The 24,068-nt window shown below is 62.3% G+C and carries 16 protein-coding genes and 1 tRNA gene; 7 read left to right on the top strand and 10 right to left on the bottom strand.

Features of this window, described 5'->3' with window-relative positions:
• Positions 1 to 18: 18 nt before the first annotated feature.
• The gene (locus LN996_RS00305; RefSeq protein WP_231337960.1) at positions 19 to 807 is read left to right on the top strand and encodes a PspA/IM30 family protein; all 789 of its coding nucleotides are present in this window, start codon (positions 19 to 21) and stop codon (positions 805 to 807) included.
• A gap of 93 nt (positions 808 to 900) precedes the next feature.
• Here LN996_RS00305 and LN996_RS00300 read toward each other — a convergent pair whose 3' ends face one another.
• The 4 genes from LN996_RS00300 to LN996_RS00285 all read right to left on the bottom strand — a co-directional run bounded on the left by LN996_RS00300 (position 901) and on the right by LN996_RS00285 (position 6,333).
• On the bottom strand, positions 901 to 1,701 hold the full coding sequence (locus tag LN996_RS00300) for a GntR family transcriptional regulator (protein WP_231337959.1): 801 nt from the start codon (positions 1,699 to 1,701) through the stop codon (positions 901 to 903).
• A 161-nt stretch (positions 1,702 to 1,862) separates the two neighbouring features.
• Positions 1,863 to 1,936: transfer RNA gene (locus LN996_RS00295), tRNA-Met, on the bottom strand.
• A gap of 137 nt (positions 1,937 to 2,073) precedes the next feature.
• Entirely contained in the window at positions 2,074 to 5,070 is a 2,997-nt protein-coding gene (locus tag LN996_RS00290) for a UPF0182 family protein (RefSeq protein WP_231337958.1), read from the bottom strand.
• Between the two features lie 126 nt (positions 5,071 to 5,196).
• Complete coding sequence (locus LN996_RS00285; RefSeq protein WP_231337957.1) at positions 5,197 to 6,333, bottom strand: PDZ domain-containing protein; 1,137 nt, start codon at positions 6,331 to 6,333, stop codon at positions 5,197 to 5,199.
• Between the two features lie 210 nt (positions 6,334 to 6,543).
• Here LN996_RS00285 and LN996_RS00280 point away from each other — a divergent pair, with 210 nt between their 5' ends.
• Positions 6,544 to 8,010 (top strand): zinc-dependent metalloprotease, encoded by a 1,467-nt coding sequence (locus tag LN996_RS00280; RefSeq protein ID WP_231337956.1) that lies wholly within the window; start codon positions 6,544 to 6,546, stop codon positions 8,008 to 8,010.
• A gap of 56 nt (positions 8,011 to 8,066) precedes the next feature.
• Here the strand turns inward: LN996_RS00280 and LN996_RS00275 are convergent, their stop codons facing one another.
• Genes LN996_RS00275 through nudC form a run of 3 tightly spaced genes read right to left on the bottom strand, consistent with a single transcriptional unit; the run spans position 8,067 to position 11,781 of the window.
• A complete protein-coding gene (locus LN996_RS00275; RefSeq protein ID WP_231337955.1) occupies positions 8,067 to 8,663 on the bottom strand; it encodes a M48 family metallopeptidase in 597 nt (198 codons plus the stop codon).
• Positions 8,663 to 10,795: an ATP-dependent DNA helicase UvrD2 gene (locus tag LN996_RS00270; RefSeq protein ID WP_231337954.1), complete on the bottom strand. Its 2,133-nt coding sequence runs from the start codon at positions 10,793 to 10,795 to the stop codon at positions 8,663 to 8,665. The genes LN996_RS00275 and LN996_RS00270 overlap by 1 nt, the downstream gene beginning before the upstream one ends.
• The gene (gene nudC, locus LN996_RS00265) at positions 10,792 to 11,781 is read right to left on the bottom strand and encodes an NAD(+) diphosphatase (RefSeq protein WP_231337953.1); all 990 of its coding nucleotides are present in this window, start codon (positions 11,779 to 11,781) and stop codon (positions 10,792 to 10,794) included. Before nudC ends, LN996_RS00270 begins: the two co-directional genes overlap by 4 nt.
• Before the next feature lie 171 nt (positions 11,782 to 11,952).
• Between nudC and LN996_RS00260 the strand changes: the two genes are divergently transcribed.
• Complete coding sequence (locus tag LN996_RS00260) at positions 11,953 to 13,230, top strand: macrolide 2'-phosphotransferase (protein ID WP_231337952.1); 1,278 nt, start codon at positions 11,953 to 11,955, stop codon at positions 13,228 to 13,230.
• 20 nt (positions 13,231 to 13,250) lie between these two features.
• Here LN996_RS00260 and LN996_RS00255 read toward each other — a convergent pair whose 3' ends face one another.
• From LN996_RS00255 to LN996_RS00245, 3 genes are read right to left on the bottom strand one after another with little or no spacing between them, the layout of a single operon-like run.
• Positions 13,251 to 16,763 (bottom strand): ATP-dependent DNA helicase, encoded by a 3,513-nt coding sequence (locus tag LN996_RS00255; RefSeq protein ID WP_231337951.1) that lies wholly within the window; start codon positions 16,761 to 16,763, stop codon positions 13,251 to 13,253.
• The gene (locus tag LN996_RS00250; RefSeq protein WP_231337950.1) at positions 16,760 to 20,086 is read right to left on the bottom strand and encodes an ATP-dependent DNA helicase; all 3,327 of its coding nucleotides are present in this window, start codon (positions 20,084 to 20,086) and stop codon (positions 16,760 to 16,762) included. The genes LN996_RS00255 and LN996_RS00250 overlap by 4 nt, the downstream gene beginning before the upstream one ends.
• Positions 20,083 to 20,499, bottom strand: coding sequence for an MGMT family protein (locus LN996_RS00245; protein WP_231337949.1), 417 nt, complete (start codon positions 20,497 to 20,499; stop codon positions 20,083 to 20,085). The genes LN996_RS00250 and LN996_RS00245 overlap by 4 nt, the downstream gene beginning before the upstream one ends.
• 65 nt (positions 20,500 to 20,564) lie before the next feature.
• Here LN996_RS00245 and LN996_RS00240 point away from each other — a divergent pair, with 65 nt between their 5' ends.
• The 4 genes from LN996_RS00240 (at position 20,565) to LN996_RS00225 (ending at position 24,061) form a co-directional block, all read left to right on the top strand.
• Entirely contained in the window at positions 20,565 to 21,275 is a 711-nt protein-coding gene (locus tag LN996_RS00240) for a 3'-5' exonuclease (protein WP_231337948.1), read from the top strand.
• A 324-nt stretch (positions 21,276 to 21,599) separates the two neighbouring features.
• On the top strand, positions 21,600 to 22,550 hold the full coding sequence (locus tag LN996_RS00235; protein ID WP_231337947.1) for an ABC transporter substrate-binding protein: 951 nt from the start codon (positions 21,600 to 21,602) through the stop codon (positions 22,548 to 22,550).
• Positions 22,551 to 22,562: 12 nt separating this feature from the next.
• Positions 22,563 to 23,327 (top strand): amino acid ABC transporter permease, encoded by a 765-nt coding sequence (locus tag LN996_RS00230; protein WP_231337946.1) that lies wholly within the window; start codon positions 22,563 to 22,565, stop codon positions 23,325 to 23,327.
• Positions 23,324 to 24,061 carry an amino acid ABC transporter ATP-binding protein gene (locus LN996_RS00225; protein WP_231337945.1) on the top strand — a complete coding sequence of 246 codons (738 nt, stop codon included), beginning with the start codon at positions 23,324 to 23,326 and terminating at the stop codon, positions 24,059 to 24,061. Before LN996_RS00230 ends, LN996_RS00225 begins: the two co-directional genes overlap by 4 nt.
• Positions 24,062 to 24,068: the final 7 nt, after the last annotated feature.

The following is a 24,068-nucleotide window of genomic DNA, read 5'->3' as shown; positions in this document are numbered from 1 at the left end:
AGGACGAAAGGCAACACCATGGTTAAGCAGTCCATTTTCGGTCGGATCTCGCAGCTCGCCAAGGCAAACATCAATGCCTTGCTGGACCAGGCTGAGGACCCGCAGAAGATGCTGGACCAGATGGTCCGCGACTACACGAACAACATTGCCGAGGCCGAGTCAGCCGTGGCCCAGACCATCGGCAATCTTCGGATGTTGCAGGCGGACTACAACGAGGACATCAAGAACGCCCAGGACTGGGGCAACAAGGCCCTCGCCGCATCCCGCAAGGCCGACGAGTACCGCTCCGCCGGCGATTCCGTCGATGCCCAGAAGTTCGACAACCTTGCCAAGGTGGCCATCCAGCGCCAGATGACTGCGGAGTCAGAGGCAAAGTCGGCTGAGCCGAGCATTGCGTCCCAGACAGAGGTCGTCGACAAGCTCAAGACCGGGCTTGACCAGATGAAGAACAAGCTCAACCAGCTGACCGCCAAGCGCAACGAGCTCGTTGCCCGCTCCAAGACCGCAGCGGCCCAGTCCCAGGTACACGACGCCCTCAAGAGCATCGACATCATGGATCCCACCAGCGAGGTTGGCCGCTTCGAAGAGAAGATCCGCCGCGAAGAAGCCAAGGTCCTGGGCCAGCAGGAGCTTGCCAGCTCCAGCCTCGACGCCCAGTTCAACCAGCTCGAGGACCTCGGTGAGCAGACGGAGATTGAAGCCCGCCTTGCAGCCCTGAAGTCCGGTGGTTCCAAGCCGGCCATCGGCGCCGGAGCTCCTGCTTCAACCGGCGCTACCGTCGACGAAGCCGACTTCGACAAGCTCTAGTAACCATCAGGCGGAGCGCCTGTGACGTACAACTGAACCAAGGCAATGGGCCGGATCCTGCAAGGATCCGGCCCATTGTTGTCTGATGTCTATTTACCCCGCAGGTGATTGCACAACTGAATCCTGCCCGGGACTGACATCCGTTGCCACTTCAGCGCGGATCTCGAAACCCCTGGGATGGAAGTACGTCACCGTACATTCCAGGACCTCCCCGTGAGGGCCCAGCGTCGTCCGCTCCAGTCGCGGCACCATGGCAAAGCCACGGACGTTGAGAGCGTCTGCAAGGTGTTCCGGGGGCTCATGCATCGTGACGGTGATTTCCGCCCGCTGGAGCGGCTTCAGCGTCCTGTCCTGGATGACCTGGTAAATGGAGTTCCGCTCGGCATCCGCCAGGCTGATATGGCGTCCGATCTGCGACGGGATGAAGATCTCTGCAATGGCATAAGGCCAGCCGGCGCTTGAGTACGAACGGCGGATCACCAGGACGAGGTTGTCATCAGAGACCAGCTTGGCCGGTACTGACTTGTCTTTTTCCATCCATTTGTATTCGATGAGGCCCTTGACGGTCTTCATGCCTGCCGCCGTGAACGTCTCCATGAATGGCGCCAGACGGTTCAGCATCTTGACGGGACGCTGGGCCATCACGAATGTCCCCTTGCCCTGCCTGCGGACCAGCAAACCCTTCACCACGAGCGTTTCGATGGCTTTGCGGACGGTAGTACGACTAATGCCGTACTCGTCCATCAAGGACTCTTCGGTCGGTATCCGTGACCCGGGCTCCAAACGGCTGACCTGGTCCGTGAGAACTTCAGCCACCTGCTGATAGACCGCGACAGGGCTGTCCCTCTGAAGGACTTCACGATTGAGGCCGGGGTTGAAGTCTTCGTTGACCATAGCGCCATCCCATCCGTTGTCTAGCCTCAGCAAATCCGGATCCGATGCTAGCACCGGCATTCCGGCTCCCTGCTCAACAGCCAACTGCCTGCTCACCAAAGGAGGACGGCGTTAAACAAGAGATCCGGATCAGTATTTACTGATCCGGACCTCTTCTCCAGTTGCGGGGACAGGATTTGAACCTGTGACCTCTGGGTTATGAGCCCAGCGAGCTACCGAACTGCTCCACCCCGCGTCGCAAGAACAACATTACCGCCCGGTGAATGGGAGACCAAATCCTGGCTACGTGATGTACATCTCCCCCATCGCGAAAGGGCCCGTGCCCGCTCCCGAAGGAAGCGGGCACAGGCCCTCTGCAGTCACTGTCGCCGCTTAGCTGCTCGGCGAAGCCGACGGTGTGGCGCTGGGAGTAGCCTCCGGCGTCGCCGTCGGAGTCGTCGTGGCGCCCAGACGTGTTTCCGCGTCCAGAGCCTTCTTCAAGGCGTCTGAAAGCTTGGTCTGCTGGGCCCCGTAGGCGGCAAAGTCACCCTTGGCCAGGGCAGCCTGGCCATCCTGGATCGCCTTGTTGGCCTCGTCCAATGCTGCCTTGAGGTCAGCCTTGGCATCGGTCGGGCCAGTGGGCGGCGTGGTGGTGCCAGGAGGTGCAGTGGGCGTCTGGCCGTTGTTGTCCGCGTCGCCGGCCGTAGCACCGGAGTTGCCACCGAACAGTTGATCGAGTGCCTCGTCCAGGGTCGGGGCAAAGCCGATCTTGTCACCGAAGGCCACCAGCACGCGCTGCAACGTCGGGTAGGACGTCTCACCGGTGGACTTCAAGTAGACGGGCTGCACGTAGAGAAGGCCGCCACCTACAGGAAGGGTCAACAGGTTGCCGTTCAAGACGTCCGACGCTCCCTGTCGCAGGAGGTTCAATGCCTGGGACACGGTTGGATCAGAGTTGAACTTGTTCTGCGCTTGTCCAGGACCTGGAACCTGCGTATCGGTGGGAAGCTCCAGGAGCCGCAGCTTTCCGTAGCTCTCCCCCTTGACGCCCTTCACGTTGCCGGCATCAGAGTCAGCAGCGAGGAAGCCGTAGAGGATATTCCTCGCGCTGCCGTTTACCGTCTGCGGGATGAAGGACGACGTCAGCTGGAAGGCCGGCTTTTCCTGGTCAGGCATTTGCAGGGACATGTAGAACGGCGGCTGCTTCACGGCCTCCGATACGGTGGGATCGTTCGGAACGCTCCAAGCATCGTTGTTCTGGTAGAAGCTGTCCGGGTCCGTCACATGGTAGCGGCCGAGCAGTTCACGCTGGACCTTGAAGAGGTCCTCCGGGTACCGGACGTGGCTCATGAGATCCCCGGACATCTCCGAGTAAGGCTTGATGACGGTCGGGAAGACCTTCTGCCAAGCCTTCAGGATGGGGTCCTGATCGTCCCAGGCGTAGAGGTTCACGGAGCCGTCGTAGGCATCCACTGTGGCCTTGACGGAGTTCCGGATGTAGTTGACTGAGCTGTTCGGAAGGGCAACAGTCCGGCCGGCACTTGTCTGCGAGTCAGCAGTCGCGTTCTGCAACTGCTGCGGCTGCGAGTACGGGAAATACTGGCTGGTGGTGTAGCCGTCAACGATCCACTTCACGCGGCCGTCAACGACAGCCGGATAGGCGTTACCGTCAACAGTCAGGTACGGAGCCAGCTTCTCGACGCGTTCGCGGGGGTTGCGTTCATACAGAATCTGGGACTCAGCATTGACGCCATCGGACAGCAAAAGGTCCGAAGACTGGAACTTAATGGAGTACAAAATCCGGTTGAGCCAGTTTCCAACGTTGGGTCCACCGTTGCCACTGAATGTGTACTGGGTCTCTCCACCGCCTTCCCTGCCTGCTGGCCGGTCCTGCTCACGGTTCGGAGCCCCGTCCGGTGCACCCACGATGGAGTACTCGGGCGAGTTCTCACCGAAGTAGATGCGGGGCTCATACGTGGTGTCGTTGCCGAGGACACCATTGGACGGGATGCCCGACTGCAGGAACTCCGGCTTGCCGTCGGCCGTAAACTTGTTGCCCTTGGCTGCGACCACACCATAACCGTGGGTGTACACAATGTGGCGGTTAACCCATGTCTGCTGGTTGGCGCTCAGGCCATCCGGGTTGAGCTCGCGGACAGCAATCACCGTGTCCTGGACCTTGCCATCAACCATGTAACGGTCAACATTCAGGGTCTGCGGGAACTGGTAATACGGGCGGTATTGCTCCAACTGGGCGAACGCGGAAGAAATCAGGTTCGGGTCCAGAAGGCGAATGTTTGCAGTGGTCTGGGCATCTGCAGCGAGTGCACCGGTTGTGGCAGTGGTGGTGGCATTGTAGGCCGATACATCAATCTGGTCCAGGCCATAGGCGGCCCGTGTCATCTTGATGTTGCGGTCTATAAACTCCTTTTCCAAGGTGTTTTCCGAGGGGCGTACCTGGAATTGCTGGATAACCCACGGATAGACGCCACCGGCCAGGATGGCCGTGATGACAAGCATTGCAGTACCGATGACCGGCAGGCGCCAGCGCCCGATGATCGCGGCAATGATGAACAGGATGGCAACGAGGCCGGCAGCAACGGCGAGGATTGCCTTGGTGGGCACCACGGCATTGACGTCTGTGTACAGGGCACCGGCCCAGCGGCCGGAGTTGCTCTGCACCGTGGTGTACCTGTCGAGCCAGAAATTAATACCGAGCAGGATCAGGAAAAGCGCACCTGTCACTGCGATATGGATCTGGGCAGCACGGCTGGTGAAGATGCCGCGTTCCATCAGGCGGATGCTGCCGTAAAGGTAGTGGGTCAGGATGCCCGCGATACCGGCCACAACGGCGATGCTGATGAGGAACCCGGTGACGAAGCCGAGGAACGGCAGCGACATCAGGTAGAAGCTGATGTCGAGGTTGAACAGCGGGTCCGTCTGACCGAAGGGCTCCTGGTTGAAGAACAACAAGGCTTTCTGCCACTGGCTGGCTGCGGCACTGCCGGCAAATAGACCGAACAGGATGGGCAGGCCGATCATGACGACCCTGCGAACAGGCTCAAGCTGGGCCTGGTAGCGATTCAGGTTGTCCCGTGACTCGGCATCCGGAGCATAGACGGGGCGGGAACGGTACGCGATCCTGATGGCAAAGAAAACAGCAGCGAACATCATGGCGAAACCGATCAGGAACGTGATGATCCTGGCCAGGTTTTCGCGTATATAGACTTCGAAGAAACCAAGCTGCTGGTACCAGAGGACGTCAGTCCACACATTGGCGAAGAAAATGAACCCGACGACGGCCACAGCCACGACAATTAGCGTCGGAGTAAGGGCACCTCGTCTCAGCGGTGATCTTCCGGGCGGGTTGGAGCTGGCGGGACGGGACAAACTCTGTACCTCATTGGTGTCAGTGAACAGTCGGTATGCGAGTGGTTGACTTTCTCTGCCGCTGGGATATGGCGGAGGCCGTCATATATGCCACGAGTGGCGGTGAAGCTAAGTTCCACCGCCAGTCTAGTTGTTTGTGCAGGTGGGAAGGCCCGTCGTGTCTTCTCCGGACCCGAGTCGCTCCACGGCGGAGGTAGCGTCTGCCAGCGTTTCCACTTTGACTACCTGCAGTCCGTCCGGCACATGGCCCACCACGTCGGCGCAATTGGCGGCCGGCGCGAGGAACATAGTGGCCCCCTGCTGCCGGGCTCCGATCATCTTCTGGGCAATGCCACCGATGGGTCCCACGGCGCCATCGGCAGTGATGGTGCCCGTACCTGCCACGTGTTTGCCGCCCGTCAGGTCCCCCGGTGTGAGGTTATCGATAATGCCCAGGGCGAACATCATTCCGGCGCTGGGCCCTCCCACGTTCTCCAAGGAAATACTGACGTCGAATGGAAAGATGAAATCACTGGCCAGGAGCACACCCAGAACATAGCGGTCAGCCGCATTCCTGGTGGGAGTGATTGTTGCCGTCACTGGAGTACCGTTCCTTTCCACGACGACGGCGACCGGCGCGCCGGCTCCCGCGGCCAGCTCAGCCTGGATCACGCTCATGGAGGTAATGGCCTTGCCGTTAATGGACTTCAGGAGATCGCCTTGCTGAATTTTCCCAGCCGAAGGTGATGCTTCCGAGAGACCAGCGACGTTCAGCTTTTGCTCGAACGGGATGTCCAGCTCGCGCAATGCGGCAGCAAAGGCGTTCTCCTGGGACGTCTCCATGGCAATCTCGCCCTCTTGCACAGTCTGCTCAGCAGTAGTGCCTTTGGGGTAGATGAGCTCCTCCGGATAAATGGCCTTTGAGCTGTCCAGCCAGGCCCGGAAGACATCGAAAATGGTCGCCGGGCTCTTCGGGCCGCCGGTCATGACGACGGTGGTCAGATCCAGGTTGCCATTGGCAGGGAAGGACTCACGGCCCGAAATGCTGATGACCGGTTTATCGCCGTCCTTGCCCAAGGTATTGAAGGTGGGCCCGGCCGACTCGATAACGTATGGAACCGGCAACGCTGCAGCACCAATGCCGAGGCCCAGGGCCAGCAAGCCTGAGATCACCATGATCATGTACCTGGTGTCGCGGGGAGGTGCCGGAGGCACTGAGGAGGAATCGGCGTCGGGTGTTTGACGCGGGTCCAATGAGCCCTCGGGGCTGGGCGAAGTAAGCATTGAGGCCTCTCTATGCCGGCACTGCTTGACCGGTTCCATGGCTTCTGCCACCGAAGACAACGGCGGCACATACCAAGCATCAACACTACGCGGTCCAACGTTGCGGCACTGCTTTGCCTACAGCGAACGGCGCCGTATCCGGGCAGACAGCATACCGGCTGCGGGGTACGGTGAAAGAGATCACCAGCCAGTTCGACGATCGGCGGCACCATGACATCCAACCCCAACAACCCGTCCAACGAAGACGACGACACCCCCAAGGATCCCCTGGCAGAAATGCTGCAGAACCTGATGGGTGGCCAGGGCATGGGCAGCATCGATCCCGCCGAGCTGGCCAAGGCCGCAGGCCTGCCCAACGATCCCCAGCTGCTCCAGCAAATGTTCGCGCAGGTCCAGGCCATGATGAGCTCGACCTCCGAAGGCCCTGTGAACTGGCAGCTCGCCCACGAAAATGCGCGGCGCGTTGCAGCGACCGGCAGCGATCCCTCCGTCAACGCCATGCAGGCCAAAGAGATCGACGAAGCTCTCAGGCTCGCCGAACTTTGGCTTGACCCCGTGACTGATCTCTCGGCAACAGGCCTCATCGGCCGCGCATGGTCCCGGGCCGAGTGGGTTGAAGCGACACTTGGCACCTGGAAGCGACTCACCGAACCCGTGGCGAACAGCGTCGCCAATGCCTTGTCCAACGCGCTCACCCAGCAGCTGCCCGAGGAAATGAAGTCCATGATGGGCGGCGCCTCGTCCATGCTGCAAAACATGGGCGGCGCCATCTTTGGTATGCAACTGGGTCAGGCAATCGGCGCGCTCTCGGCAGAGGTTGTCAGCTCCACCGACATCGGCGTCCCGTTGGCAGATCTTGAAATGGCACTGCTGCCGGCCAATGTGGCCAAGTTCGGCGAAGGCCTCAGCCTCCCCGAGAACGACGTCCGGCTCTTCCTCGCCGTTCGTGAAGCAGCCCATGCCCGCCTGTTCGTCCAAGTACCGTGGTTGCGCGGACACCTGCTGGGTGCCATTGAGGCATACGCCCGCGGCATCCACATCGACATGTCCCGCATAGAAGACCTGGCCAGGGATCTTGATCCCAGCAACCCCGAGGGAATCCAGGAAGCACTCTCGCAGGGCGTCTTCACCCCGGAACGCACCCCGGTTCAGACAGCTGCACTGGAGAAGCTCGAAACAGCACTGGCGCTTGTTGAAGGCTGGGTGGACGAACTCACAGCTGAGGCTACCGACAAGGTCCTGCCCTCTGCGACCGCCCTCCGCGAAACCGTACGGCGTCGTCGGGCCACTGGCGGACCTGCCGAGCACGCTTTCTCGTCCCTTGTCGGTCTGGAACTGCGTCCGCGCAGGCTCCGGGAGGCTGCCACACTGTGGGCAACCCTGAAGGAAGAACGCGGCATCGCCGGTCGCGATGCGATCTGGCACCACCCGGACCTGCTGCCAACCGGTGAAGACCTTGACGATCCCAAGGGGTTCTCCGAACGCCGGAGGCTTGCCGAGGCCAGTGACAGCGAAGTTGATGATGCCCTGCAGAAGCTGTTGAGCGGCGGTTACGATGCTGAAGAAGCCCAGGACAGCACTTCAGAAAAGTCCGATACACAAGGCGATCCCGCCGGGAACGGCCCCGGCAACGAAACTGAAACGGACGACACCGATCCGGAATCCCCAGCCAAATAAGTCCTCGTAAGCAACGGCCGCCATTCCATTGGCGGCCGTTGCTTCGTTAAGCTGCGTTAAGTCGTCGAGTCCGAATCTGCCGGGAGGCCCCTGGCCGTAGCAAAGGCAACGCCCTCCAGGAAGGCCTTCGCACGCTGGGTCTCTGGGTAGGCCTCAACGAGCCGCCAGAAGTCGGCGTTGTGCCCAGCCACCAGTAAGTGCGCGAGCTCGTGCACCAGGACGTAGTCGATGACCCACTGGGGCATGGCCTGAAGCTTGTTCGAGAGCCTGATCGTGCCATCCGCCGGAGTAGCCGAACCCCAGCGCGAGTTCTGGTTGCTGACCCAACGTACCGACGTCGGAACTGCCCGGCCGCCCAAGTACGTCCGGGAGAGGTGGGCGGCGTGCTCAGCCAGTACTTCATCGGTGGCCGGACGGCGCTTGCCCCGGCCGGATCTTTGCTCGCCCTGTTTCTTCAACTTGGCCAGCATCCGGTGGACCCATTCCCGTTCCTGGGATGTGGTGAAGGTGGCCGGGATGGCCACAACGGCCTTGCCGTCTTCCCAAAAGGCTGCAACAGTCCTGCGCCGTCTGACCGAACGACGCACCACTACCGGAGCACCGTCGTCGGTGACCAGTGGAATCTCTGCCGACCCGGCCGGTGGGCGGGGCATCAGAGTTCGCTGCTCTCAGTCAGGACGGCCAGGACTGCTTCGCCATAGCGTTCAAGCTTGGACGGTCCAATTCCGGCAAGGCCGGCCAGTTCTTCAAGGGAGGACGGTTTGGCCTCTGCGATCGCCGTGAGGGTGGCGTCCGTGAAGACGACGTACGCCGGGACATCGGCGGACTTCGCTTCATCCTTGCGCCACTGCCTCAACGCATCGAAAGTTTGTTCCTCGTATGAAGGCGGGCACTGGTTACAGCGCCCGACCTTGCGTTCGGCTCCGCTGGCGAGCATACTCCCGCACACCCTGCATGACGCCGGAACAGCCGCCTTACGGCGCGTGGGACCTGTCTTGCTGCGGGCGCTGGCCGACGCCACCGAATTAGGGCGAAGTCCGTCAAGGAACCGTGAGGGTTTGCGGTTGGCGCGGCCACCCGGCGTCCGGGCCGTGGACCAAGACAAAGTGAGGTGCTCCCGTGCCCGGGTAATCCCGACGTAGAGCAACCGGCGTTCCTCATCCACGTCCTCAGGAGTGTCCGCAAAGGAAATGGGCATAAGGCCTTCGCTGAGGCCCACGAGGAACACCGCATCCCATTCCAGGCCCTTGGCAGCGTGGAGGGACGCCAAGGTCACGCCCTGGACCGTGGGTGCATGCTGCGCCACCGAGCGTTCCTGGAGTTCATTGACGAATTCGGCCAACGTGAAGGACTCGCCGCGGCTGATGGCTAGTTCGTCCGCCAACGCGACCAAGGCAGCCAATGATTCCCAACGCTCCCGGAGGGCTCCCCCGCTGTGCGGTGCGGCATCCGTGTAGCCAAGCGACGCAACGATGTCACGAACAATCTGTCCCAGTGCTTCCTGGGGCCCCTCGGCCACTGCCCGCGTTGCGGCCCTCAGTTGGAGGATGGCGTCGCGGACTTCCTTGCGGGCGAAGAACCGCTCGCCTCCCCGCAACTGGTAGCCGATGCCCGCTGAAGCAAGGGCTTGCTCGTAGGCCTCCGACTGGCCATTCGTGCGGAAAAGGATTGCGATCTCACTGGCTTTGACTCCGGTGTTGAGCAGTTCCTGGATCCGGCCTGCCACCACGGCGGCCTCGGCTTCGTCATCCGGGCATTCCATGAACCGCGGTTCCGGACCGGCTGGCCGCTGCGCGACGAGCTTGAGCGGCGGCGCCCATGCGGCATCCGCCACCGGTCCACCGCTTCGACGGGAACCGAGGAGGTCATTGGCCAACTTCACCACTTGCGGTGTGGACCGGTAGTCGCGAATGAGCTTGACGACGGTTGCCCCAGGGAATTGTGCCTTGAAGCCGAGCAGGTGCTTGGGTGAGGCGCCGGTGAAGGAGTAGATCGTTTGGCTGGCATCGCCCACCACACACAGCTCGTCCCTGCCGCCGAGCCATAAATCCAGGAGCCGCTGTTGCAGCGGCGATACGTCTTGGTACTCGTCCACCACAAAGTGACGGTACTGTTCACGGACGGTTGCGGCGACTTTCGGATCCTCCTGGAGAATACCCACCGTGATCAGGAGGACGTCTTCGAAGTCGATGACGTTGCGATCTGTCTTGATGTCCTCATATGCCTGGAAGACCCTGGACACAGCCGTCAGGTCAAAGCCACCAGGCGTTCCCCGGTCCTGGGCGTTCTCGAGGTAGTTGGCCGGCGTGAGCATGGACACCTTGGCCCATTCAATTTCGGCAGCCAGGTCCCTGATGGTCGCCCGATCAGTACTGAGCCGGAGCCTGCGGGATGCTTCTGCGATCATGTTGGCTTTATGGTCCAACAGATTCGGCAAGGTACCGCCGATGGCCTGCGGCCAGAAGAACTGCAGCTGCCTCAGGGCAGCGGCATGGAAGGTACGGGCCTGCACGTTGGCCACCCCGAGGTCGCGAAGCCGACTGCGCATCTCGGCCGCCGCCCGCGCCGTAAATGTCACCGCCAGCAGGCGCTGCGGGCTGTAAACGCCGGAATGGACTCCGTAGGCAATGCGGTGGGTAATGGCACGCGTCTTTCCAGTGCCGGCCCCGGCGAGTACGCACATCGGCCCCGTCAGGGTACTGGCTACTTCCCGCTGTTCTTCATCCAAGCCGCCGAGGATGCGTTCCTCAAGTGAACCGCCGGCGTCGAAAATGTCTTCGGTCACGGCTGTAGGTCTTCGATGACGCCGCCGTACCAATGTTCAATCAGTGAACGAGCAATGGACAGGCGAGTCGAGATGGTGATCTCGCCGTTGGAGACGGCGTCCTGGAGCTCTTCGCGGCTGAACCAGCGCGCCCTGGTGACTTCAACGCCATCCGGCCTGGCAACAGTGTCTTCCGTGACGGCGGTGAAGCCCAACATCAGTGAGGCAGGGAACGGCCAGGATTGCGAACCGAGATACTGGCAAGCCGTTACACGGACGCCTACTTCTTCCCCGATTTCACGCACAACGGCCTGCTCCAGCGATTCACCGGGCTCAACAAAGCCGGCGAGCGTGGAATAGTTCCTGGCGTCTGTAGGACCACCGCCACCAAGAAGGATGCGGCCGTCAGGTCCAACAACCGTGACGATAATTGCAGGGTCGGTTCGCGGATAGTGCTCCGAATTGTCCCGGGGACAACGGCGCACCCAGCCCCCGGCCTCGACGTCGGTGGGATTTCCGCACTGAGGGCAGTGAGTGTGCGTGGCGTGCCAGTTGGAGATTGCGCTGGCCTCGATGAACAAGGCGGTGTCATTGGCGTCCAAACGCGCAGCGACGTCCCGGAAGCCGGCCCATTGGGCGTCCGCAGGTACCGTGGCAGTGCCCGGCGCGGGAGGTTCAGCAACCGTGAAAAGCAGAACGGACGTGCCTTCCGCCAAGGAGGAAGGTCCCAGAGTGGTGCCCAGATAAATGGCCGCGGCAGCACCGCCGTCGGCTCCGTTGAGGACGTTCCACAGCGGTGTGGCATCCCCGAACCAGAGCCCATCGGCAGTCACCAGCGCCTTGCGCTGGGAGATCACCATGGCCTTTGCCGTGCCGGACGCGATGAGATCTTCAACCATGCCGGGCTTCATCCGCACCCCGGAGCCGCGATCCACCATGGCAGGGCGCACTGGAAGAACAGTGTCCATCAGGTGGTTGGCCAGCGCCCGCGACTCCGTATAACTCATGTATCTACCGTACTGATTCGTACCGACAAAAAACATTTGGAAGGTCCCCGCCCTGTGGATGCGTCCATACCGGACTGCCGGGGAGGCACAATTGCCCTGTTTTGCTGCGGATCTGAAGACTCGCCGCACTGCATCATGGCCACAGGCCACACTCAATCTACCGTGGAGAACGTGAGAAGAACACCGCTCGAACTGGCCGCCATAGCAACCGCGGCGGTGCCTGGCCTGGCGCCGACGGCTACAGCCTTTTCCCCCGACGACGACGCCGATTTCGACTCGGCGCTGCTGCTCGACTCGGAAGGCAAACGCTGGCGCGTCCGTTGCCCACGCCATCCGGAAGCCAGCACGCGGCTGGAGACCGAGTTCATGGTGCTGCGTGCTTTTGCGCCGGCCATCCGTGCCGAGCTGCCCTTCCACGTGCCAACCATCGCCGGCACCGTGCGTCAAGGCGTCCTCACCACGTTCGTATACGCCCACCTGCAGGGCTCGACGCTGTCCATAGATGAACTTTCCGCAGGCAGCCTCGCCCTGGCCCAGGAGATCGGGGCAGCCCTGGCAGCCATTCACGACCTCCCGTTGACCCTCGTGACCAACGCGGACCTGCCGAGTTACTCTGCCAATGAGTTCCGGCAGCGCAAGCTCAATGAACTGGACCAAGCGGCAACCACCGGGAAGATTCCGGCCACTCTCCTTCGCCGTTGGGAACACGCCCTCGAAGACGTTGCCCTCTGGCGGTTCAATACATCAGTGGTCCACGGAGACCTCCATGAAGACAACCTCATGGTGCAGGACGACTCCGTAACTGCCTTGACGGGGTGGACCGACCTCAGGATTGGTGACCCTGCCGACGACTTCGCGTGGCTGGTTGCGTCCAATGAAGCCACGTTCGTTGATGCCGTCCTGACCCATTACACCCAGGCACGCCGGGAGACCCCGGATGGCCACCTGCTCCGTCGTGCAGCGCTGCTGGCAGAATTCGCCCTCGCCCAGTACCTGGTCAAGGCCATGGCGGCCGGACACCAGAGCATGACCGCCGAAGCTGAGTCCATGCTCCAAACACTGGCCGATGACATCGAGGAGCAGGCCCGACGCGAAGAAGAAGCAGCGCAAGCGGCTGAGGAAGAGGCCGCTGTGTTGCAGGCACCTGAAACTCCGGCCGGCCAGCAGCTTCCCGTCAGCGTCGCGGCAATTCCCGACGCCGGTCCAACCGTTACGGTAGCGGCCATACCGGCCGCTTCGGCGACTGTTGCAGGGCCTCCCGGGCAGTCTCATCCGCCCGTCCCAGAGGGAAGCGGTGAACCGGTATCAGCCGTAGACACCGGGGAGGCTGAAAGGTCTGTGCCCTCGGAGGACAGCGATTCCGCTGACTCGGCAGACCCGGATGACACGTCAACGGCTGCGATCAGCGTGGTCAATGTGACACCGCTCCACCCGGCCGAGAGGTCCTAGCACTACCAGCGGTCCAGCCCCTAGCCGGCGCTTTCCAAAGCCCTCGCCACGATCTGCTCCAGTTCCTCGGCACTGCCCAGATCGTGCGGCCGCACCACTGAGTCCTCCGCCACGTAGTAAAACGCAGCGCTGACGTCTTCAAGGGGCACGCCCTTGAGCCGGGCCCAAGCGAGCCGGTAAACAGCCAGCTGCACCGCCCGTGTCGCCAACTGCTGACCCGCGGGGCGTCGTCCGGTCTTCCAGTCGATGAGCTGCCAACGTCCATCGGCGTCACGGAACACTGCATCTATGCGTCCACGGACTACGACATCCCCGATCCGGGTTTCCACGGGCACTTCGACAAATGCGGGCGCGCGCTGTGCCCACTCGGACTGCTTGAAGGCCGCCACCATGTCATCCAAGCCGTATGCCTCGTCGATGTGGGAGTCCGAGCCTGGCGCCTCATCGAGGTCGAGCATGCCGGTGGTCCCGAAGTACTCCTCAACCCACGCATGGAAGGCCGTACCTTTGCGGGCTGAAATGCCAGGTTCGCGGGGAACAGGCCTGCGGAGTTGGGTGAGGACGGCAGCCGGGTCAGCACCGAGGTCCACGAAAAGCGAGGCCGAAATATGGCTCGGCAGGTGAACATCCTGCACTGACTTACGTTGCTGTTGGCGGTCCAGCAGTAGTTCTGCCTCCTGGGACCATTTACGGGCAGGGCCACCGGGCTCCGGGGAGGGTGCCTGGCCGACGGCATCATCGATGTATGCACGGACCCTTGCCGCCGCCTGGTCCATGGCCAGCCTGCGCCCGGGGACCAACCTGAGGCGGGCGCCGCTCCGGGGATCGGAAGGGCCTTCGAGGGGATCATACGGGAAGCCGGCGACCTCAAGCACTGCGGTCAGCGGGCTCTCTTCCGGGAGTGCATCCTCGGCTACGGATTCCGGATGGACCACTGCGCAGCCGGGCCTGAGGGGGCGGCTTGAACCGGCCTCGGGGTCGACTCCGGCAAGCGGGGCCAAGTCGGAGAGGAAGGCAGAGATACCGGCCATCCCCGAGCGGGAGCCGTTCCAGGCGGCGCTGGAGGCCCACAAGACGAATTTCGCCCGAGTGTAGGCGACATAGGCGAGCCTCCGTTCCTCGGCCTCGCCATGATGCTGGACTTCGGACTTGAAATCCTTCTCCGCGTCCAGCCACCCCTTTTGGTCAGGCTGGTCGAGGTCCCACTGGGGGAGGTCTGCGCGGTCACCCCGCAAAGGCCAAGGCAACGCAGCAGCTCCGCTGCTCCATCGCGAATCCCTGCTGCTGGGGAACGAACCTTCGTTGAGGCCGGGGACGAAGACAACATCCCATTCCAAGCCCTTGGAGGCGTGCACCGTGAGCAACTGCACGGCCTCCCGGTTGGTTTCGACGGGGGCAACGTCCAGGCCGCCCTCCTCGGAGGCCGCAGCCTCAAGCCATGACAAGAATGCCAAGAGATCGATGCGCTGGGACGTCTGAAGGAATCCGGCCGCGGCATCTTGGAAGGCGTCAAGGTTCCGGCGCGCCTGGTGAATGCTGATTCCAGGCTTGGCCGCTACTTCAATGTCCAGGAGCATGGCACGTTCGACCTCCCCGAGGAGCGTCGTGAGGTCGTCTCCGATGTAGCTCCTCAGGGAACGAAGTTCCGACGCAAGTCTGCTCAGCCGCTCCATGGCGGCGGCACTCAGGCTCCTCCCGTGCCCGGACGTCCAGCCCGGACGAGGGAGGAAGTCCAAGGCTTCCACGAGGCTGGCGGTATCCGTGATGTCGCTCTCGACCACTACCGCGGCCGGTTGCTCGTTGTCATCTGTGGTTTCGGAGTAGCCGTCCGGAGCTGAACGCCGACGGGCAAGGAAGCGGGACCAGTCGCTGAACGCCATCAAGTCTGCCGGGCCAATCCGCCAACGGGCTCCGGCCAGCAGCCTCATCAAGGCATCGGACCGCCCGGGATCGGCGAGGACACGCAGGGTGGCCACCAGGTCCACAATCTCCGGCGTGTCCAGCAAACCACCAAGTCCCACGATCTCATAGGCAATTCCCTGCAGCTCAAACTCCCGGCGAAGGCACTCCATCTGCGCGCGCCTGCGGCACAGGACCGCCATGGTTGGCTTGACCGGCGTCCCGTCCTTCTCTTGCTCGAAGACGGTGCGCTGATAGCGGCGGACATCGCGGGCTACGACAGCGGCCTCATTCTCATCCGTACCAAAACGGCCGATCACGACGCTTCCGTCGACCGCCGCCGGGCTCGGAACCAACGGAGGCACAGAAACGCTGCCGGCTGTCCCCCTCTCCCCCGCAGGGCCATCCGATGCTGCGGCTTTGTTCAAGGGCGCTGCGATGGTGTTGGCAGCTTCAAGAATGTGCCGACCGTTCCGCCAGGCTGTAGTCAGGTACGACGTTGGAGCCACGGAATAGGCCTCATCATCCCCTGTCGCGTCCATGTTCCTGACGGGGAACTCCTGGACAAAATGGAAGAGCTGTCCGGCCGAAGCACCGCGGAACCCATAAATCGACTGGTTGGGATCTCCCACCGCGGTGACGGCGTGTCCTCGGCCGAAGAGCCGCGAAAAGAGAACCAGCTGGGCATGGGATGTGTCCTGGAATTCGTCCAGGAGCACCACTTTGTAGCGGGCCCTCTCCGTTGACGCCGCGAGGGGAATGTCACTGGCAATCCGGGCAGCGAGAGCCACGAGGTCGCCGAAATCGAGGACTCCGCGTTGCCGCTTTGCCTCTTGGTAGCGAACCACCATGTCTGCCACGCTGGCGCGGGTTCGGAGCATGGCTGCCAGATCTGCAGCAGCCTGGGTCGGGTTCTTCTTTGCACCGGCCACGTAGGGAAGCTGGCCAAAGGTCTCGACGCGTTCAAGGACCCAGTCCCGCACGGAAGCAGGATCCTGCAGGTGTTCGGCGCACTCCCCGGCAAGTTGAATGACGGCATTGACGAGGGTGGACTTGGCCGCGGTGAAGTGCTCATAGTCGCCGTCGTACGCCTCGACTACTTCGCTGGCCAACTGCCAGGATTGTGCCCCACCCAACAGGACGACGTCGCGCTCGATGCCCAACCGCAGACCATAATCAGACACTATGCCGCTGGCGTAGGAGTGGTAGGTGGAGACCTTGGGTTCAAGGTCGTCAGCACCCACGAGTCCGTCGGGGAACCCGATGCTGCCGTCATCCTGCGCTGCAATTCGCTGGAGAGTGGCCAGCTTGTTCCGGATCCGGCTGGCCAGTTCTCCTGCAGCCTTGCGCGTGAAGGTCACACCAAGTACTTCCTCCGGACGTACCCAGCCATTGGCTACGAGCCACACCACCCGGTCTGCCATGGTGGCGGTCTTCCCCGAACCGGCACCGGCAATCACCAAACGCGGTGACAGCGAGGAAGCAATAATGTCCGACTGTTCGGGGGTGGGATGGTTCTTTTCGCCAAGGATGTCAGCAAGGTCGGAGGGTGAAAAGCGGGGCTCCGGAACATCTGCCTCGCCCTGAGTGCCGGATGGAGCGGCGGCAAGGCCGTCCAGGAGCTCAGTTGTCATTCGGTGACCTGCTTTCCTCTGGCGCACAGTGGACAAATATCCGGGAGACGGCAGCCATGGCCGCCATGCCCCCCTTTGCTGGGATCATGCCGGGCTTCGAACGTTGCTCCGGCCATCAGCGCAGCAGCCTCGTTGACCAGGTTCTCCGCCCAATTGTCGGAAGGGTCCAACGGATCCTGCTGCTGCACTCCCGGACTCTTGGTCTTGGTCCCTAGCTGGGCCAGTACGGCACCCCCGGGGACAACGCCGTTCGGGGTCCCGGCGAGGGGACCGGCGTCGGCCGTTGGTTTATCGGTTCCCGCATCCTGGAAGCCGCCCTTGAGCACGGCCGCCTGATAGGCGCCCAGTTGCGGGTGCTTGGCAACCTCGGCCTTCCCCGGTTGGCGCTTGCCGGTCTTGAGGTCCACGATGACGAGCCTGCCCTCGGGATCGATCTCAAGGCGGTCCACTTGGCCACGGAGGACCGCGCGCCGGGTGGACTCCCCGTCACTTCCATCCGGGGTGGCCGCCTCCACACGGACATCAGGAAGCTGGACTTCAAAGTCGTGCTCTACCGCCAGCAGGCTTCTTCCGTCACCGCGCATGATGAGAACGTACTGGGCCAACTTGCGGACCATCTGCTCCGCGCGCTGGAAGTCAAGCCTCCCTTCCCAGTTGTCCTTCATACCCAATGTGGGCCATCGGCGGACAAGTTCCGCGACGTACTCCGACCGCGAAGCGTCGGGAAATTCCTGGGCAATACTGTGGACCAGCGTTCCCAGGCTCCGTGCAAAATCTGTGGCAGCCTCACCTCCAGCGGCCTGGACAAACCAGTCCAGCGGCGACTTATGGACGGCTTCAACCTTGGAAGGTGAGACCGGGACCGTTCCGCCAGGAGGAACAGCTGGCTCCACGGAACTCAAGGGCGCCAAGCCCCACCAAGTGTCCGGGTGGGCGCCGGGAACAGGCGGTTCCGTACTTGCGAGCCGGGCCAGCAACCGCGCCGCCTCGTGCCCGGCGCCCGTGCCGGAATCTTCGGACTGGGCATGTTGCCTCAGTTCCGCGACAAGTGCCCGAAGGGTCATAGGGCGGTCCACGGGCGTGTACTCGCGCCTGTACTCGCCGGAATCCAGTGGTGCCACGTAATCCAGGAAGGCGGAGGGTTGCTCATCGTCGGACGAAACGGCCGTACAAATCAGGACCTCACGGGCACGCGACACGGCGGTCGAAAAACTCCTGAGTTCGTCATACCGGATATCCCGGAGCCTGCTCAGAGGTCCACGACGAACGGCATAATCCACTCCATGCTCCACGGCGTCGGCATACAGCGTGCTCCCCAGAAGCTCACCACGTAGACGGGTGTTGGGCCACACACCCTCTTGGAGGCCGGCAACGATCACCACCGGCCATTCCCGGCCCGCTGCACTGGCCGGAGTCATGATCTCCACGCAGGCCTCGAGCTGGGCCCGTGCGGCGAGGGTGTCCATGGGGAGTTCCTGGTTCAACAGATACTCCAGGAACTGTTCAGGACCGGATCCGGGCAACTGGTCGACGAAGCGTTCGGCTGTATGGAACAGGGCCATCATGGCGTCGAAGTCACGATCCGCCCTTGCGCCTGCGTTGCCTCCCTCAAGTGCCATTTCAGCCCACCGGGACGACAATCCGGTGGCTTGCCATAAGGCCCACAGAACAGACTCGGCATTTGCCCCGGGCTCAGCCGCAGCCCCGGATCCAGCCGCTATCATGCGGGCCAGCCGGCGGGCCGAGCTCCCCTCTATTCCCAGCGACGCCAGGGCTCCGGGTTGAAGCAGGGCCTCCACCAGGAGGGCGTCGCTGGATCGGCCACCTCCGCCCAGAAGTTCCTCGCGGCGGAGCGATTGCCTGAGCCTGCGCAATTCGATGGCAGTGGCCCCGCCAACACGCGATGTAAGGAGGGAAACTGCCGTTTCGGGAGTCAACTTAGCTGGGTCCAGGACTATCGCAAAGGTCTCCAACAGCGGACGTACGGCTACTTCGTCGCGGACGGCTGAGTCTGCCACCGGAACGCGTACCGGGATTCCCTGGCCGCTCAGGTACCGCTGCAACTGCGAGATCTGTCCGCCGTTGCGAACTATCACCGCGATATCGCTGAAGTCCCGGTGTTCCCGTAACTGCGCTTCCAGAATCCTCTGGGCAACGTACCGCATCTCGTGGACGGCGGACGGAAGCACATGCCCCTCCACGCGGCCTTCGCCGGCCGACGCAGGCTCCGCCATTGGTGGTTGCTCCAGCCTCCGGGCCAATTGACCACCGGAACGCTGCGAAATTCGAGCTGCGACACGCGTCCATGCTTCGGCTACCTCGGGCAGGTGACGGTGCGTAACCCACAGCGGACATTCTTGAACTGCCTGCTGCAGGCCTCCCAACAGGGCAGGCAGCTCAGCAACAAGGTCCGGACGTGCACCACGGAAACCCTGCACGACAGTATCCGGGGAGTACGTCACCACAACGTCCTTGGCCTCCGATATGTCGGCGAGCAGCTCAAACACGGCAGGATTGGACTCCTGGGCATCGTCCACCAAAATGAGCTGGAGGCGTTCGCGTTCGGCGGCCAGGAAGGCCGGCGAATCCTGGAAGATCTGCCGCGCCGTGGTGATGATTCCTGCGGGGTCGAAGGCCTCTGGCATGCGCAGGTCCAACACATCCCTGTATTCGCTGTAAAGCTCGGCCGCGGCGATCCAATCGGGACGTCCACATTCATGGGCAAGACCGAGCAGATCCTCCGCCGTACGGCCCGATTCAATGATGCGGTCGAACAGCTGACGGATCTCGTGGCGGAAGCCGCGGGTGGGAAGTGCCGCCGCGAGGTCCTCCGGCCAAGGCAACTGGAAACCGGGCCGCGAGTGCCCCTCGAGCAACTCCTTGATGATCAGGTCCTGCTCCGGTCCGGACAGAAGCTTCGGGGGCCTGGCAAGGGGCAGGACGCCTTCGGCTTTCGCCCGCCGGATGACATCGAAAGCGTACGACGCCCAGGTGCGTGCCGGCGTCGTACTAAGGCTGCGGTCAAGCCGCCCCGTAAAAGTATCCCGCAAGGCTGCGGCAGCATGCCGTCCGGGCGCGAGGATCAGTATCCGTTCGGCGTCCAGTCCATCCTCACGAACGCGTCGGACCGCGGATTCGACGAGCACTGTGGACTTACCGGTTCCCGGGCCCCCGGGCACCAGGACCGGACCGCTCCCCTGTCGGAGGGAAACGACTGCTTCTTGGTCCGGGGACAAAACGGGCGACGCGTAGTGGGTTTCGCGCGGAGGCAGCAGACGAAGAGCTGCCGGTACTTGGCGGGTTTTGGTTGGAGTCGCGGTCACACAGTCATTTCATCATCGGGCACCGACAATTTATGGAGTTGACGCTCCAACTGGTCGGAGATCACATCCAGTTGATCGAAGTCGGCGTCCCTAGGCGCCCAACGCGCCGCTGTCAGGTCCACCCGCCAGCGACCTTCGCCCGTTCTCTGGAATGCTTCGTAAGCACCGTGGAGGGGTGTCGATTCATCCAGGTAGTGCCGAAGGGCGTCAGCTTCGTGGCCCGGGGGCGCCTCCCCGCTTGCCCGAAGCACCCTCCACCAAGCCACCGAACTGCCATAGTGGCTCATGACCGCGCCAACTTGCCTGGGTCCACCGGCTCCCAGGAGCTCCGCGACGTCACCATAGGAGACCGCAGAACCCGGCGGAACGAGGTCCACAACGGCCAGGACCGCCGTTACATACTCCATCCGCATGTGTTCAGCGTAACGGCAGGAGTGTCGTGCCCAATAGTGTCGGAGCCAGCCGGTAACTTGAAAACATGAGCTCCTGGAACACCCTCTCCCGTGCCGCATTCGACCTCGAGACCACCGGGAAGAACTCGCGGTCGGCGCGGATCGTCACCGCCTCCATCACTGTCGTGGACGCCCGCGGGGAACTGGTGGCGGAGCATGAATGGCTGGCCGATCCCGGCGTCGAAATCCCCCTCGAAGCCAGTGAAGTGCATGGTGTCACCACGGAAAAAGCCCGTGCTGAAGGCCGCCCGGCGGCGGAGGTCACGCGGGAAGTCGCCGCGGCTCTCCAGGAACTTTTCGACGCCGGCACTCCAGTCATCGCTTTCAACGCCAGTTACGACTTCACCGTCTTGGCCGCCGAGTCCGCCCGCTACGGCGTCCCGCAATTGAGCCGTTTCCCGGTTCTGGACCCGTACGTCATGAACAAGCAGGTTGACCGCTACCGCAAAGGCAAGCGCACCCTGACCGCCCTGTGCGAGGAATACGGAGTGGACCTGACCAACGCCCATACGTCTGCTGCGGATGCGTTGGCCACTCTCCGCGTGTTGGATGCCATGGCCGGCAAATTCCCCAAGCTGCAGATGCCTGCATCCACGCTCCATCAACTGCAAGTAGACTGGGCTGCATCCCAGGCCGCCGATTTTCAGCAGTACTTGCGGCGCAGCAAACCCACGGCAGTCATCGAAGGTGAATGGCCGGTACTTCCGCCCGAGGACGCAAGCCGGGGCGGCTTCTAGGCCGGGAACAATCCCGCGTACGTTACTTTCTGCGACGCAAGTCACAGCAAATTCGGGAACCCCCAACCCGAGCTTGGTCATGCGTGGATTCCATGCGGAGAGCTACTCCCGAAATAGTCCGGAGTCCCGCCGCCGTCCAAGGGAATTCTGTTCGGCGTAATCGAGTGCTGGCAACCGTTTGTTCGATTCACTATGCGTTGGCGGGCTGGTGACATAATTAAGTTTGGCGGGTTGAAGTCTGCTAGGGCAGCCAACCTTCTTTCGGTTGCCACATTCCCCGCCCACCGCGAAACGTCTCCGTGACCCGATGAAAGTGATTTCTTTATGAAATTCAAAGCCCCTAAGTGGCTGTCTGTTGCCCCCGTGGCCGCAGCCCTGGTGATTTCCCTGGCAGCATGCGGTGGAGGCTCCTCCGAGCCCAGCGGCTCCCCCACCGACGCCCTCGCCGGCAGTGACCAGCAAACGCTGGACAATTACACCACCGCCGATGTCACTCCCTTGGACAAGATCGATAAGTCCAAGCTCGGCCTCGCGACCGAAGGCACCCTGCGCGTCGGCACGCTCTCGGATGCCCCTCCGAACATCTTCATTGATCCTTCCGGCAAGTTCACCGGCTACGACAATGAGCTGCTCCGCGCCATTGGCGACAAGCTTGGCCTCAAGGTCGAATTCGCATCCACCGATTTCTCGGCGCTGCTCTCCCAGGTCGCCAACAAGCAGTTCGACGTCGGATCGTCCTCGATCTCCACCACGGACGCCCGCCGCAACACCGTAGCGTTCACCAACGGCTACGACTTCGGCTACATGGCTGTCGTGACCAAGAACGACTCGAAGATCAAGGGCTTCGCCGACCTCAAGGAAGGCCTCCGCGTCGGAGTAGTCCAGGGCACCGTCCAGGATGACTACATGACGAACACCCTCAAGATCGAGCCGGTCCGTTTCCCCGACTACAACACGGTCTACGGCAACGTGAAGAACGGCCAGATCGACGCTTGGGTGGCTCCCTCCCAGCAGGCTGAGGGCCAGGTCAAGGAAGGCGATAACACCACCATCGCCGAAAAGGTCGTCAACACCCAGAACTTCACCGCTTACGCCGTGAACAAGGACAACCAGCCGCTGATCGACGCCCTGAACTCCGGTTTGGACGCTGTCATTGCTGACGGCACCTGGACCAAGCTCACTGCCGAGTGGTACAAAGACCGTCCCACTGCCGCAGAGCAGACTCCCCAGGGCTGGACGCCGGGCAGCAAGGCCGTCCAAGTTCCCGCCAAGTAACCCGGACGTTCCATGGATATCCTCAATCAATTAGCTGACGCCTTCCTGGACTGGGAGGCGATGGGCGAAGTCATCCCCAAGATGTTCGCCGTCGGTCTTCCCAATACGCTGATCCTGGCTGTTACGTCGGGCATCATCGGGACAGCCATCGGTATGCTGCTGGCACTGATGGGGATCTCCCGGAACGCCGCAGCCCGGTGGATTGCCCGCATTTACACGGACATCCTCCGCGGCCTGCCGCCAGTGCTGACCATCCTGGTCATCGGATTCGGGTTTGGCCCGATCGTTCGTGAGCTCACGGGTTCCAGCAACCCGTATCCCATGGCCATCACGGCTTTGTCCATGATGTCCGGCGCGTACATCGGTGAAATCTTCCGCTCGGGTATCCAGAGCGTGGACAAGGGCCAACTCGAAGCAACCCGTGCGTTGGGGTTCAGCTACGGCTCTTCGATGCGCCTCGTGGTGGTACCCCAGGGAATCCGCAGGGTCCTTCCGGCCCTGGTCAACCAGTTCATTGCGTTGATCAAGGAATCATCGCTTGTGTTCATGCTCGGCCTGCTGGCCACGGAACGTGAGATCTTCCAGATCGGCAAGGACGCCGCTGCCAACAGCGGAAACCTGTCCCCGTATGTGGCTGCAGCCATCTTCTACCTCGCGCTTACCATCCCGCTCACGCACTTTGTGAACTGGATCGATGCCCGGATGCGCTCCGGCCGCCCGGAAAAGAAGGAACCTGACGAGGCGGCAGCCGTCGTTGGAAAGGGAGCCCAAGCATGAGCGAATTCGCTTCAGGCACATTGACGGCGAAGAACATCCATTTGTCCTTCGGCAGCAACCACGTGTTGCGGGGCATTGACCTGCACGTAGAGAAGGGCACCACGGCTTCCGTGATCGGTCCTTCCGGCTCAGGCAAGTCGACGCTCCTGCGCGTGATGAACCGGCTCATTGAGCCTGACCAGGGCGACATCCTGCTGGATGGGCGTTCAGTGCTCAAAGACAATCCGGACGAACTGCGCCGCCGCATCGGCATGGTCTTTCAGCAGTTCAACCTCTTTCCGCACAAGACGGTGGCTGAGAACATTTCGTTGGCACTCCGCAAGCTCCGTGGCATGTCCAAGGAGCAGGCCCGGGAGGAGGCTTTGGCCCAACTGGACCTGGTGGGCTTGAAGCACAAGGCTGACTCGCGTCCGGCCAACCTTTCAGGTGGCCAACAGCAGCGTGTAGCCATTGCCCGTGCCCTGGCCATGAAGCCCGAGGTGATGTTCTTCGACGAAGCCACCTCGGCTCTGGACCCGGAACTCGTCAAGGGTGTCCTTGCCCTTATGACAGACCTGGCCCAAGGCGGCATGACCATGGTGGTAGTGACCCACGAAATGGGTTTCTCCCGCAACGTCTCAGACGTGGTGACCTTCATGGACGCCGGTGTTGTGGTGGAATCCGGCCCTCCGGAGCAACTGTTCACCAATCCCCAAACGGAACGCCTTCAAGGATTCCTTTCGGACGTCCTCTAGCCAGGGC

The sequence above is a fragment of the Arthrobacter sp. AK01 genome (assembly GCF_021109375.1).
Classification (GTDB): domain Bacteria; phylum Actinomycetota; class Actinomycetes; order Actinomycetales; family Micrococcaceae; genus Arthrobacter.
Note: the sequence above shows the minus strand (reverse complement) of the source record. Positions and strands in the feature narration are given on the sequence as shown.

Excerpts from the sequence above, each read along its gene's own strand:
- LN996_RS00230 (WP_231337946.1), top strand. The coding sequence starts at position 22,563 with ATGGATATCCTCAATCAATTAGCTGACGCCTTCCTGGACTGGGAGGCG.
- LN996_RS00245 (WP_231337949.1), bottom strand. The coding sequence starts at position 20,499 with ATGCGGATGGAGTATGTAACGGCGGTCCTGGCCGTTGTGGACCTCGTT.
- LN996_RS00285 (WP_231337957.1), bottom strand. The coding sequence starts at position 6,333 with ATGCTTACTTCGCCCAGCCCCGAGGGCTCATTGGACCCGCGTCAAACA.
- LN996_RS00305 (WP_231337960.1), top strand. The coding sequence starts at position 19 with ATGGTTAAGCAGTCCATTTTCGGTCGGATCTCGCAGCTCGCCAAGGCA.
- LN996_RS00275 (WP_231337955.1), bottom strand. The coding sequence starts at position 8,663 with ATGCCCCGCCCACCGGCCGGGTCGGCAGAGATTCCACTGGTCACCGAC.
- nudC (WP_231337953.1), bottom strand. The coding sequence starts at position 11,781 with ATGAGTTATACGGAGTCGCGGGCGCTGGCCAACCACCTGATGGACACT.
- LN996_RS00280 (WP_231337956.1), top strand. The coding sequence starts at position 6,544 with ATGACATCCAACCCCAACAACCCGTCCAACGAAGACGACGACACCCCC.
- LN996_RS00225 (WP_231337945.1), top strand. The coding sequence starts at position 23,324 with ATGAGCGAATTCGCTTCAGGCACATTGACGGCGAAGAACATCCATTTG.
- LN996_RS00255 (WP_231337951.1), bottom strand. The coding sequence starts at position 16,763 with ATGACAACTGAGCTCCTGGACGGCCTTGCCGCCGCTCCATCCGGCACT.
- LN996_RS00235 (WP_231337947.1), top strand. The coding sequence starts at position 21,600 with ATGAAATTCAAAGCCCCTAAGTGGCTGTCTGTTGCCCCCGTGGCCGCA.
- LN996_RS00300 (WP_231337959.1), bottom strand. The coding sequence starts at position 1,701 with ATGGTCAACGAAGACTTCAACCCCGGCCTCAATCGTGAAGTCCTTCAG.
- LN996_RS00240 (WP_231337948.1), top strand. The coding sequence starts at position 20,565 with ATGAGCTCCTGGAACACCCTCTCCCGTGCCGCATTCGACCTCGAGACC.